General features: G+C 67.9%; 9 protein-coding genes. 4 read left to right on the top strand and 5 right to left on the bottom strand.

Going from position 1 to position 12340, the window contains the following annotated elements; genetic code table 11:
- Genes KHC19_RS12485 through KHC19_RS12470 form a run of 4 tightly spaced genes read left to right on the top strand, consistent with a single transcriptional unit; the run spans position 1 to position 3707 of the window.
- Positions 1 to 450, top strand: coding sequence for a tripartite tricarboxylate transporter TctB family protein (locus KHC19_RS12485; RefSeq protein ID WP_343207708.1), 450 nt, complete (start codon positions 1 to 3; stop codon positions 448 to 450).
- Positions 451 to 466: 16 nt separating this feature from the next.
- Positions 467 to 1966 carry a tripartite tricarboxylate transporter permease gene (locus KHC19_RS12480; RefSeq protein WP_213352684.1) on the top strand — a complete coding sequence of 500 codons (1500 nt, stop codon included), beginning with the start codon at positions 467 to 469 and terminating at the stop codon, positions 1964 to 1966.
- Positions 1967 to 2015: 49 nt separating this feature from the next.
- Entirely contained in the window at positions 2016 to 2780 is a 765-nt protein-coding gene (locus KHC19_RS12475) for an HpcH/HpaI aldolase family protein (protein ID WP_213352683.1), read from the top strand.
- Between the two features lie 30 nt (positions 2781 to 2810).
- Entirely contained in the window at positions 2811 to 3707 is an 897-nt protein-coding gene (locus tag KHC19_RS12470; RefSeq protein ID WP_343207707.1) for a 2-hydroxy-3-oxopropionate reductase, read from the top strand.
- Positions 3708 to 3758: 51 nt separating this feature from the next.
- On the opposite strand, the gene fghA is transcribed toward KHC19_RS12470, so the two are convergent.
- From fghA to glgX, 5 genes are all read right to left on the bottom strand, one after another.
- Positions 3759 to 4595: an S-formylglutathione hydrolase gene (gene fghA / locus KHC19_RS12465; RefSeq protein WP_213352794.1), complete on the bottom strand. Its 837-nt coding sequence runs from the start codon at positions 4593 to 4595 to the stop codon at positions 3759 to 3761.
- Between the two features lie 11 nt (positions 4596 to 4606).
- Entirely contained in the window at positions 4607 to 5734 is a 1128-nt protein-coding gene (locus tag KHC19_RS12460; protein ID WP_213352681.1) for an S-(hydroxymethyl)glutathione dehydrogenase/class III alcohol dehydrogenase, read from the bottom strand.
- Positions 5735 to 5889: 155 nt separating this feature from the next.
- A complete protein-coding gene (gene treY, locus KHC19_RS12455) occupies positions 5890 to 8475 on the bottom strand; it encodes a malto-oligosyltrehalose synthase (protein WP_213352680.1) in 2586 nt (861 codons plus the stop codon).
- The gene (treZ, locus tag KHC19_RS12450; protein WP_213352679.1) at positions 8472 to 10256 is read right to left on the bottom strand and encodes a malto-oligosyltrehalose trehalohydrolase; all 1785 of its coding nucleotides are present in this window, start codon (positions 10254 to 10256) and stop codon (positions 8472 to 8474) included. Before treZ ends, treY begins: the two co-directional genes overlap by 4 nt.
- Positions 10253 to 12316, bottom strand: coding sequence for a glycogen debranching protein GlgX (gene glgX, locus KHC19_RS12445; protein WP_213352678.1), 2064 nt, complete (start codon positions 12314 to 12316; stop codon positions 10253 to 10255). The genes treZ and glgX overlap by 4 nt, the downstream gene beginning before the upstream one ends.
- Between the last annotated feature and the right edge of the window lie 24 nt (positions 12317 to 12340).

Genomic DNA, 12340 nt, shown 5'->3' with positions numbered 1-12340 from the left:
GTGACCGGACGTCGGTTCGACTGGCCGGACCTGCTGTTCGGCGTCTTCCTCATCGCGGTGGCGGCGGGCACCTTCGCCGCCACCTGGCGGCTCGCCGGCGGCACCGCGGCCGATATGGGGCCGGGCTACATGCCGCGTGCCATCGCGCTGGTGCTGCTCGGCTTCGGCCTGTTCTTTGCCGGGCGGGGGCTGGTGCGTGCCCATGCCGGCATAGAGCGGGTGCAACTGCGCCCGATCCTCGGCATCGGAGTCTCGGTCGGGGTGTTCGCGCTGCTGATCGAGAGCGCCGGCCTGGCGGCGGCATCTTTTGCCGCCATCGTCATCGCGGCGGTTGCCAGCCGCGAGAGCCGCTTCTTCGAAGTCATCCTGTTCGGCCTGTTCGTCACCGCCGGCGCGGTCCTTCTCTTCGTGAAGGCGCTCGCTTTGCCGGTGGCGATCTGGCCCTGGTGAGCAGCGCAGGCACGCCATGGAACTGTTCGACAACCTGCTGCTCGGCCTCTCCACCGCCCTGCAGTGGAACAACCTGATCTATTGCCTGATCGGCGTCGTCATCGGCACCGCCATCGGCGTGCTGCCGGGCATCGGGCCGATCCCCACCGTGGCGCTGCTGCTGCCCTTCACCTTCGGGCTGGAACCGGCCTCGGCGCTGATCATGCTCGCCGGCATCTTCTACGGCGCGCAATATGGCGGCTCGACCACGGCGATCCTGGTCAACGTGCCGGGCGAGACGTCCTCGGTCGTCACCTGCCTCGACGGCCATGAGATGGCCAAGCAGGGCAGGGCCGGCCCGGCGCTCGCCATCGCCGCCATCTCCTCCTTCTTCGCCGGCACGGTGGCGACCATCGTCATCGCGGTGCTGAGCCTGCCGCTGGCGGCGCTCGCCCTGAAATTCACCGCGGTGGAATATTTCAGCCTCTTGGTGCTCGGCCTGTTCGCGGCGGTGATCCTGGCGCACGGTTCGGTGGCGAAGTCGCTGGCCATGGTGTTCCTCGGCCTCCTGATCGGCACGGTGGGCATCGATGTGAACTCGGGCATCGCCCGCATGACCTTCGGCGTGCCGGCGCTGGCGGATGGCCTCGACTTCGTGCCGGTGGCGATGGGCATGTTCGGCCTCGCCGAGATCATCGCCAATCTCGAGCGCCCGGAAGTGCGGCAGGTGGTGAGCCAGAAGCTGCGCGACCTCATTCCCTCGCGCGCCGACCTCAAGGCGGCGTTCCCCGCCATGTTGCGCGGCACCTTTATCGGCTCGGCGCTCGGCGTGCTGCCGGGCGGCGGCGCGGCGCTGCCGCCCTTCACCGCCTATGCGCTGGAAAAAAAGGTGGCGAAGGATCCCTCGCGCTTCGGCAAGGGCGCCATCGAGGGCGTCGCCGGCCCGGAGGCTGCCAACAATGCCGGCGCGCAGACCTCGTTCATCCCGCTGCTGACGCTGGGCATTCCCGCCAATGCGTTGATGGCGCTGATGATCGGTGCCCTGATGATGCAGGGCATCCAGCCCGGCCCGCAGGTGATGACCGAGCAGCCGCAGCTGGTCTGGGGCGTCATCGCCTCGATGTGGACCGGTAACCTGATGCTGCTGATCATCAACCTGCCGCTGGTCGGGCTGTGGGTGTCGATGCTGAAGATCCCCTACCGGCTGCTGTTCCCCGCCATCGTTCTGTTCTGCTGCATCGGCACCTACGGCATCTCCAACAGCGCCTTCAATGTCTGGTTGATGCTGGGCTGCGCGGTGGTCGGCTACTTCTTCATCAAGGTCGGCGTCGAGCCGGCGCCGCTGCTGCTCGGTCTCGTGCTCGGCCCGCAGTTGGAGGAGAATTTTCGCCGCGCCATGCAGCTCTCCGATGGCGATCCGTCGGTGTTCCTCACCCGGCCGATCAGCGCCGTGCTGCTCGGCGTGGTCGCGGTGATGCTGCTCGCCATGCTTTCCCCGGCGGTGCTGAAGACCCGCAAGCAGGCGCTCGCCGAATAGCGGGCGCGCCGACCTCATCCCCTTCTGCGACTACCCGAAAGGACGTCCCGTGGACCTGCCCGTCAATACCTTCAAGCGCGCCATCCTGGCCGGCCAGCAGCAGATCGGCTTCTGGAACTCCATGGCGAGCCCCACCGCCACCGAGATCCTTGCCGGCTCCGGCTTCGACTGGCTGCTGCTCGACGCCGAGCACGCGCCCAACGACGTGCCGGGCATCATGGCGCAGCTGCAGGCGATGGCGGGCGAGACCACGCATCCGGTCGTGCGCATCCCGGTGAACGATCCCATCGTCATGAAGCGCTATCTCGACATCGGCACCCTCAGCTTCCTCGTGCCGATGGTCGAGACCGTGGAGCAGGCGCAGGCGGTGGTGGCGGCCACCCGCTTCGCGCCGGACGGGGTGCGCGGCTTTGCCGGCGCCTCGCGAGCGACCCGCTTCGGCCGGGTGAAGAACTATCACCACCGCGCGCATGAGGAACTGTGCCTCATGGTGCAGATCGAGACGCAGCAGAGCCTTGACAATCTGGAGGCCATCGCCGCGGTGCCGGGCATTGACGGCCTGTTCATCGGGCCGGGCGACCTGTCGGCCGATCTCGGCTATCTCGGCGATCAGGGCAACCCGGTCATCGTCGAGCTGATCGAGAAGACCATCCGCCGCATCGTCGCCGCCGGCAAGCCGGCCGGCATCCTCACCGGGGACGAGGGGCTGGCGCGCCGCTACATGGCGGCCGGCTGCACCTTCACGGCAGTGGGCATCGACACTGGCCTGCTCGCGCGCTCGACCGAGGCGATTGCCAAGAAATTCAAGGCGTAACCGTCGCTGGTTTCAGAACGATGTGAGGATTTGACGATGGCTAAGGTAGGATTTGTCGGTCTGGGTATCATGGGCGCGCCGATGGCGGGGCACCTGATCGATGCCGGCCACACGCTGTATCTCTACGACATCAAGCCGGTGCCGGCCGAGCTCACCGGCAAGGGCGGCGTCGCCTGCGCCAACGCCACCGAGGTGGCCAGGCAGGCCGACATCGTCATCACCATGGTGCCCGATACCCCGCATGTCGGCGCGGCGCTGTTCGGCGAGGGCGGCATCGCCGCCGGCCTGACCCCGGGCAAGATCGTCGTCGACATGTCCTCCATCGCCCCGGTGGAGACCAAGGAATACGCCAAGAAGATCAACGCTCTCGGCTGCGACTATCTCGACGCCCCGGTGTCGGGCGGCGAGGTCGGCGCCAAGGCGGCCTCGCTCACCATCATGGTCGGCGGCCCGGAGAAGGCCTTCGAGACGGTGAAGCCGCTGTTCGAGAAGATGGGCAAGAACATCACTTTGGTCGGCGGCAATGGCGACGGCCAGACCACCAAGGTGGCGAACCAGATCATCGTGGCCTTGAACATCCTCGCGGTGTCGGAAGCGCTGCTGTTCGCCTCCAAGGCCGGCGCCGATCCGGCCAAGGTGCGCCAGGCGCTGATGGGCGGCTTCGCCAATTCGCGCATTCTGGAAGTGCATGGCGAGCGGATCGTCAAGCGGACCTTCGCGCCCGGCTTCCGCATCGAGCTGCACCAGAAGGACCTGAACCTGGCTCTGACCGGGGCGCGCCAGCTCGAAATGTCGCTGCCGGCGACGGCGGTGGCGCAGCAGCTGTTCAGCGCGGTGGCGGCGCAGGGCGGCGCGGCGCTGGATCACTCGGCGCTGGTCAAGGCGCTCGAGCTGCTCGCCGGCCACACCGTCGCCCCCGACGCGTGAGGCGCGTCGCCGGCAACGGGCCAACCCGCTGCCGGCGATCTCATCGCGGGTCTACAGACCCAGCCGCTTGGCGTGCCAGGCGATATGGTCGTCCATGAAGGTCGAGATGAAGTAGTAGGAGTGGTCGTAGCCCTCGCGCAGGTTCAGCACCAGCGGGATGCCGGCCGCCTTGCAGGCATCCTCCAGCAGTTCCGGCCGCAGGCCGGTCTTGAGGAACGGGTCGGCCGCCCCCTGGTCGACCAGCAGTTCGGGGAAGCGCTTGCCGTCCTCGATCAGCGCCACCGCGTCATAGCTGCGCCAGGCCAGCTCGTCCCTGCCGAGATATTTCTCCAGCGCCGGCCGCGACCAGTCCGCCGTCGAAGGCTGCACGATCGGCGCGAAGGCCGAGCAGCTCTTGAAGCGGTCCGGGTGCTTGAGCGCGATGGTGAGCGCGCCATGCCCGCCCATGGAATGGCCGAAAATGCCCTGCCGGGCCATGTCGGCGGGGAATTCCGCCGCGATCAGCGCGGTGAGTTCCTCGACGATGTAGGAATACATCCTGTAGTTGGCGGCATAGGGCTCCTGCGTCGCGTCGACATAGAAGCCGGCGCCGGAGCCGAACTGCCAGTTGTCCGGCTCGTCCGGCACAGCCTCGCCGCGCGGGCTGGTATCGGGCGCGACGATGATGACGCCGTGCCGGGCGGCGGCGGCGCGGTACTCGCCCTTCTCCATGACATTGGCATGGGTGCAGGTGAGGCCGGACAGATACCACAGCACCGGCACAGGTCCGCTCGACGCCTGCGGCGGCACGAACACCGCGAAGGTCATCGGCGTGCCGGTGACCTTGGAGTCATGCCGGTAGACGCCCTGCACGCCGCCATGCGACTTCGCCTTGGAGACGGTCTCCATCGCCCCGGCCATCAGTAGATCACCACCGAGCGGATCGACTTGCCTTCGTGCATCAGGTCGAAGGCGGTGTTGATCTCGTCGAGCGGCATGGTGTGGGTGATCAGGTCGTCGATGTTGATCTTGCCCTCCATGTACCAGTCGACGATCTTCGGCACGTCGGTGCGCCCGCGCGCGCCGCCGAAGGCCGAGCCGCGCCAGTTGCGGCCGGTGACCAGCTGGAACGGGCGGGTGGAGATTTCCGCTCCGGCCGGCGCCACGCCGATGACGATCGAGGTGCCCCAGCCGCGATGGCAGGCTTCCAGCGCCTGGCGCATCACGTTGACGTTGCCAGTGCAGTCGAAGGTGAAGTCGGCGCCGCCGTCGGTGAGGTCCTGGATCGCCTGCACCACCTTGTCGTTGCCGACATCCTTGGGGTTGATGAAGTCGGTCATGCCGAACTTCCTGGCCATTTCGACCTTGGCCGGGTTGATGTCGACGCCGATGATCTTGTCGGCGCCGACCATGCGGGCGCCCTGGATCACGTTGAGGCCGATGCCCCCCAAGCCGAACACCACGACATTGGCGCCCGGCCACACCTTGCCGGTGTAAACCACCGCGCCGATGCCGGTGGTGACGCCGCAGCCGATGTAGCAGATCTTGTCGAAGGGGGCGTCCTCGCGCACCTTGGCGAGCGCGATCTCCGGCAGCACGGTGAAGTTCGAGAAGGTCGAGCAGCCCATATAGTGGAAGATTTCGCCGCCCTGGCCGCCCGTCCGCTCGCAGGAGAAGCGGGTGGTGCGGTCGGGCATCAGGCCCTGGCCCTGGGTGGCGCGGATCGAGGTGCACAGGTTGGAGCGCTGCGACAGGCAGGTTTTGCACTGCCGGCATTCCGGCGTGTAGAGCGGGATCACATGGTCGCCGACCTTCAGCGAGGTGACGCCGGCGCCGACCTCGCGCACGATGCCCGCTCCCTCATGGCCAAGGATGGCGGGGAATTTTCCTTCGGAATCAAGGCCATCCAACGTATAGGCGTCGGTGTGGCACACGCCGGTCGCCATGATCTCCACCAGCACTTCGCCGGGCTTCGGCCCACCGATCTCGATGGTCTCGATGGTCAGCGGCTTCTTGGCTTCCCAGGCGACGGCGGCGCGCGATTTCATAAGCAGATGGCTTTCTTTTTGATGTCCCGAAGGCCTCCTTGATAGGTGATGTCGCCGCCATCATCCACCCCTCGCATGGGGGCCGTCGCATGGCCGAGCTGCGCCATCTGATCGCGGGGTGGCCTATCCGCCGGTGCCGGACGGGGGCTTCCCGGTCAGCTCCTTTCCGCGATGAAAAACGGCCAGGACACCGGTAGAACAAGGCGGCCCGGGGCCGTTTCCAGGGGAGGTTGCCCGATCGAGGTCCAGCCATCGGCGAAGGGTTCGCCCGGTTCGAGGATGGCGGTCGCGGGTAGAGCCGGAGGACGGGGAAGACGGGTCGGCACGGCGACACGCAGCGTGTGACCGCCGGATCGCCGCTCGAAGCCGAACCAGCGCCACGGCGATTTCCCGAAATGCAGCGGCCGATAATCGCCGTGGAGCAGGGCGCGGTTGCGGGCGCGCAGCATGAGCAATCGGTGGATGAGGCCGAAATGCTCGATATCGGCGGGGGCGGCAGTCTCCTTGCCGTCGAGGACGTTCAGGCGCGCGGACCAGTCCACCGGCCGGCGATTATCGGGATCGACCAGCGAGAGGTCGCGAAACTCGGTGCCCTGGTACAGGTCCGGCGTGCCCGGCAGGGTGTGCTGGAGTATCAGCTGGGCAAGGCCGACGACCCGGGTAGCCGGTTCCAGATCGGCAACAAGCCCTTCGAGATGCTCGCGAAATTCCGTGGCTTCCGGCGCCGCGATCAAGCGGGAGGCGAAGGCCTGGCTGACGGCTTCATAGTGTTCGTCGGGGCGCTCCCAGCTGGTGTGGCGCCGGGCTTCGCGCAGGGCCTTGGAGAGATAGGCCTGCATTCTTTCCGTCGTTATCGGCCAGCAGGAGACAAGGGTTTGCAGGATGAAATGGCGGTCCAGCGCGTCGGGAGGGGCCTCTCCACCCGGAGAGGCGCATAGCGGTTGCGTGCGGTGGAGGAAATCGAGCCAGCGATCCGGCGCGAGGCCCAAGGCGGCGAGCCGGGCGCGGGTCCAGGGCCCGCGCTTGGTGTCATGGGTGGCGAGGGGGATGAGGTCGCGGGCTTGTGCCGTTGCGCGTTTCTCATAAATTTCATGGAGTTCACGACGTTTTCTCGATGGATGCTCCAGGCTGCCGCCGACCTCGTTGACCCCTATCAGGACAGGGGTCCGGTACAGCTCGGTGTCTTCGAAGCCCTTCGCCATGGCAGGGCCGCTAAGTTGCTGGAAACGCAAGCGGAAAAGGCGATCGCTTTCCAATTGCGGTGTCTTCAGCCTCTCGAGGAGCAGCCGGCCGGCGGCGGCGGTCAGCGGGTCCTCGGCCCTGTCCATGCGGGCGCCGATACCATCCCAGACGGCTTCGTCGGTGGTGTCGTGAGTATCGGCGGTCGCGTAAGAACGATAGACAGGGCAATGGGTTAGGAGTGCAATGGTTGCCTGCCGGATCGCCGCTTCGGTGAGGTCTCCCGCTTTCACATCGGCATCCAGCCCGTCGCGGGCGAGGCTGGCGAGCTGGTCGACTTCCGCGGCGAGGCTGGTCTCCAATACGTGCCGCTTGGCGGCGGCGAGGCGGTGAGCCGGGGTGCCGACGAGCAGGTGCCGGGAACGGAGATCGTTTTCGAGTTCAGAATATGACTGAGGATCTATAAATAATCCATTGATATCGTTAAGTCTCTCATACCCAGTCGTGCCGTCGACAGGCCAGGGGCGCAGCGTTTCCCCGGGCTCGAGGATCTTCTCCAGGAATATCGGGATACCGAGGCCGACGGCTTCCCGGAGCCGCTGGCAGTAGCCGGCCGGGTCGAGGAGCCCGTCTATATGATCGATCCGCAGGCCATGGACGAGGCCGCGGCGGATGAGGTCGAGCGGCAGGCGGTGGACGAGCGCGAACACCTCCGGGTCCTCGACGCGCACGCCGGCGAGATCGGAAATATTGAAGAAACGCCGATAGTTAAGCTCATGCGCGGCGGTGCGCCACCAGGCGAGGTGCCAATGCTGGGCTTCCAGCAGGGACGGCAGATCGGCCTCGGCGAGCGCTGTCGCCAGCGCTGCGCGTTCGGAGGTATCGAGGGACCGTAGGACGCCGCGCAGCCGGTCCGGTGAGGTGTACGATGCGTGCAATTTGGCCGATGCGGCCGATCGGGCGGGAGCGCCCGACGCCATGTCGGGGCCGCTAGCCTGCCGACCGATGGTGCTGAGCAGTACCGCGACGCTTTCCGGCCGCAGCGGGAAGACATGCTCGGCATAGGTGACGACGATGCGTCCGGTATCATGATCCGCACGAAGGGCGATGGCACCGGCGGCAAGGAGATCACGCAGCGGCTCGCCGAGTACCGGCAGCAGCAGCCGGCCGGCGGCCCAGTTCACGTCGAACAGCCGGGCCGCCGGCGCCTGCGGGCCGTGTTCCAGCATCTCCATCCAGAACGGGTTGTGGCTGGAGGCGGCCATGTGATTGGGCACGATGTCGAGCAGGATGCCCATGCCCTGCGCGGCGAGGGCACGGGCGAGCCGCTCGAAGCCCTCTTCGCCGCCGAGCTCGGGATTGATGCGGGTCGGATCGGCGACGTCGTAGCCGTGGGTGGAGCCGGGGACCGCCAGCGTGATGGGCGAAGCATAGAGATGGCTGATGCCGAGGCGGGCGAGATAGGGCACCAGCGCCTCGGCATCCGCGAAGGTGAAGCCGCGATGGAATTGCAGCCGGTAGGTGGCGCGGAGCTCCGGTGTCGCGGCGGGGGACGGATTCATGCGCTCCCTCCCGCCGGCAGATGCCACAAGGCGGCGGCGAAGGGCGACAGGGATAGGCGGCCATCGGCGATGACGACCTCGCCGACGCTCGCCGCCGGGGCGTCGAGGGCGGGAGCGAGCGTCGCCGCCGCCTCCCCGGAGGGATTCAGCGCCATGACGAGGGTTCCCGCTTCGTAGCACCAGCTGGTGACGAGGACGGAGCCGTCGCGCACGCTGCTGGCGCGGAGGAAGCGGCCGGCGGCGAGCGGCCAGACGATCCCGGCCCGTTGCCCGGCGAGGGTGCGGAAGGCGGCCAGCGCCGCCCGGGCCTCGGGGGCGGCGTAAAGCTCTTCCGTCAGCCGGGCGGAGCGGAAGGTGGCCTCGTCCAGCGGATCGGGGAAGGAGCCTTCATCGTGGTGGCGGAAGAAATCGGCGAACTCGGCGCGCCGGCCCTTGCGTACCGCCTCGGCAAGCGCGCCCTCGAAGTCGCAGAAGAACGGGAAGGGCGTCGGCAGCAGCGCCTCCTCGCCCTGGAACAGCAAGGGGATCTGCGGCGAAAGCATCAGCACGAAACGCAGCAGGGCGAGCCGCTCCGGCGTCACGGTGCCGGCGAGGCGATCGCCGAGCGGGCGGTTGCCGATGTGGTCGTGGTTCTGCGCGAAGCTGACGAAAGCATCCGGCGGCAGGCCGGCGCTGGGGGTGCCGCGCGGGTGGCCGCCGGCATCGGGATAGGGCTCGCCCTGGAAGACGAAGCCTTCCGCCAAGGCGCGGGCCGCCGCCGCCGCGGCATCGTCCGCATAGGGTGCGTAATAGCCGCCGCTCTCGCCGGTCGCCAGCACATGGAAGGCATGGTGCCAGTCGTCATTCCATTGGGCGGTGTAGAGCTTCTGGTCGCGGAGCAGCCATTCGGCGATGTTGTCGTGGTTTTCCAGCACCAGCCAGGCATCCGGGCGCACCGCCCGGCAGGCATGGGCGATCTCGGCGAGGAAGGTTTCGGCGCCCTTGGTCGCCAGCGCGTGCACGGCATCGAAGCGCAGGCCGTCAAAGCCGAAATCGCCGAGCCAATAGGCGGCGTTCTCGGTGAAGAAGCCGCGCACCGTCTCGTTTTCGAGATCGATGGCCGGGCCCCACGGGGTGGGCACGTCCTCGCGGAAGAAGGATGTCGCATAGGCCGGCAGGTAGTTCCCGCTCGGGCCGAAATGATTGTAGACGACGTCCAACAGGACGCCGAGGCCGCGCGCATGGGCGGCATCGACGAGGGCGCGCAGCTCGTCCGCCGTGCCATAGGCGCGGTCGGGCGCGTAGAGCAGCACGCCGTCATAGCCCCAGTTGCGCTGGCCCTGGAAATCGGCGACCGGCATCAGCTCGATCGCGGTGAAGCCGGCGCCGGCATAGTGATCGAGCCGGTCGATGAGGGCGGCGAAGGTACCCTCCGGGGTGGCGGTGCCGACATGGACTTCCGCGATGATCGCCTCGTGCCAGGGGCGGATGGCGTTGCCGAGGCGAGGCGGCGGGTCGGCGATGAGCACGCTCCAGCCGTCCGGGTCGTGCTCCTGCATCCGCGAGGCGGGATCCGGCACCGCAAGGCCGTCGGCGCGGAAGCGGTAGCGCCGGCCGGGAGCGAGGCCGGCGACCTCGACGGCGAAGAAGCCCTCCGCGTCGCGGGTCATCGGCAGCGGGATCATGCCCTCGACCAGCAGCTCGACCCGGCGGGCATCGGGGGCGTAGAGGCGGAAGGCGGCGTCGCGCCCGTCGAGGCGCGGGCCGAAGCGGCGGGCGGGGCGGGCCGGTGCGCCGTTCATGCCCGCCATTCCCACACGACGAGGGTGCGCGCGGGCAGGGCGAAGGAGGCCCCGCCACCCACCTTGGCGCCTTCGAGATCGTCGCCGGTGGCGAGGATCGCCTCCCAGCTGCCGGACGCCACCTGAGGGGCGACGACCTCGACATCGACATGCGAGGCGTTGAGCATGATCAGCAGCGAGGCTTCGTCCGGCAGCGCCGGGGCGAGGCGCACGGTGAGGCATTTCGAATTGGGGTCGGCCCAGTTCTCCTCGCTCATGCGCTCGCCGGAGGTGTTGAACCAGGCGACGTCCGGCTGGCCCATCTCGTTGCGCGCGCCGGTGAGGAATTCCGGGCGCGACAGCGAGGAATGCCGCTTCCTCAGCTCGGCGAGGCGGGCGACGAATTCCGGCAGCTCGGCGTCCTCGTCCGACCAGTCGACCCAGCCGATCTCGTTGTCCTGGCAATAGGCGTTGTTGTTGCCGGCCTGCGAATTGGAGCGCTCGTCGCCGGCGAGCAGCATCGGCACGCCCTGCGAGAGGAACAGCGTGGCGATGAGGTTGCGCTTCTGCCGGCGGCGCAGCGCGTTGATGCCCTCATCCTCGGTCTCGCCCTCGGCGCCGCAGTTCCAGCTCTTGTTGTCGTCGTGGCCGTCGCGATTGTCCTCGCCATTCGCCTCGTTGTGCTTGTCGTTGTAGGTGACGAGATCGTGCAGGGTGAAGCCGTCATGGGCGGTGAGGAAGTTCACGCTCGACCATGGCCGGCGGCGGCCTTCCGAGAAGATGTCCTGCGAGGCGGCGAAGCGGGTGGCGAAGCTCGGCAGCAGGCCCTCCGAGCCGCACCAGAACTCGCGGACCTTGTCGCGGTAGTCGCCGTTCCATTCCGAGAAGCCGGGCGGGAACGCACCGAGCTGGTAGCCGCCGGGGCCGATGTCCCACGGCTCGGCGATCAGTTTCAGCCCGCCGAGCGTCGGGTCCTGGAGGATGGCGTGGAAGAAGGCGTGGCCGGGATCGAAGCCGGTGGGGCGGCGCCCCAGCGTGGTGGCGAGATCGAAGCGGAAGCCGTCCATGCCGTAGACCGAGGCCCACATGCGCAGGGAATCCAGCACCATCTGCAGCACGCGCGGATGATCGGTGTTCACCGCGTTGCCGCAGCCGGTCATGTCGTCATAGTAGCGGGGATTGCCGGGCAGCAGCCGGTAGTAGGAGGCGTTGTCGATGCCCTTGAAGGACAGCGTCGGGCCGAGATGGTTGCCCTCGCAGGTGTGGTTGTAGACCACGTCGAGGATGATCTCGATGCCGGCCTGGTGCAGGTGGTCCACCGCCTCGCCGATGGCGTCGAGCCCGTCCTCGCCGAGATAGCGCGGCTCGGGGGCGAAGAAGGCGAGGGTGTTGTAGCCCCAGTAATTGCTGAGGTTGCGGTCGACGAGGTGGCGGTCCTGCGCGAAGGCGTGGACGGGCAGCAGCTCCAGCGCGGTGACGCCGAGCTTCACCAGATGGTCGATGAATTCCGGCTGGCCGAGCGCGGTGAAGGTGCCGCGGATCGCCTCCGGCACCAGCGGGTGGCGCATGGTGAGGCCGCGCACATGGCCCTCATAGATCACCGTCTTCGCCCAGGAGATGCGCGGATGCTGGGTGGCGGCGAGCGGCGTGCCCGCGACGACGCGGGCCTTCGGCATGAAGGCGGCGCTGTCGCGCGCGTCCATGATCAGGTCGGCGTCGTCGCCGGCGCCGATGGTGTAGCCGTAGAGGGCGTCGTCCCATTTTATGCCGCCGACCAGCATGCGGGCATAGGGATCGAGCAGCAGCTTGTTGGGGTTGAAGCGGTGGCCGGCCTCGGGCGCCCAGGGGCCATGCACGCGCCAGCCATAGACCTGGCCGCGCCCGACGCCGGGCAGGTAGCAATGCCAGACGCCGTTGGTGCATTCGTGCAGGTCGATGCGCTCCTGCTCGGTCTCGCCGAAGCGGTCGAACAGGCAGAGGGTGACGCCGGTGGCATTGTCGGAGAACAGGGCGAAGTTGGTCCCCTGGCCGTCGACCGTCACACCGAGGGGGAAGGCCGAGCCGGGAAGGATTTTCCGCATGAAGGGGATCACCGTCGCTGGGAA

Source organism: Ancylobacter oerskovii (assembly GCF_018390555.1).
Classification (GTDB): Bacteria; Pseudomonadota; Alphaproteobacteria; order Rhizobiales; family Xanthobacteraceae; genus Ancylobacter; species Ancylobacter oerskovii.
The sequence above is the reverse complement of the archived record's forward strand: the minus strand, read 5'-3'. Positions and strand labels throughout refer to the sequence as shown.

What these genes read in the sequence shown, in the direction of transcription:
- treY (WP_213352680.1), bottom strand. Translation starts at nt 8,475, where the DNA reads ATGAATCCGTCCCCCGCCGCGACACCGGAGCTCCGCGCCACCTACCGG.
- fghA (WP_213352794.1), bottom strand. Translation starts at nt 4,595, where the DNA reads ATGGAGACCGTCTCCAAGGCGAAGTCGCATGGCGGCGTGCAGGGCGTC.
- glgX (WP_213352678.1), bottom strand. Translation starts at nt 12,316, where the DNA reads ATGCGGAAAATCCTTCCCGGCTCGGCCTTCCCCCTCGGTGTGACGGTC.
- KHC19_RS12480 (WP_213352684.1), top strand. Translation starts at nt 467, where the DNA reads ATGGAACTGTTCGACAACCTGCTGCTCGGCCTCTCCACCGCCCTGCAG.
- treZ (WP_213352679.1), bottom strand. Translation starts at nt 10,256, where the DNA reads ATGAACGGCGCACCGGCCCGCCCCGCCCGCCGCTTCGGCCCGCGCCTC.
- KHC19_RS12460 (WP_213352681.1), bottom strand. Translation starts at nt 5,734, where the DNA reads ATGAAATCGCGCGCCGCCGTCGCCTGGGAAGCCAAGAAGCCGCTGACC.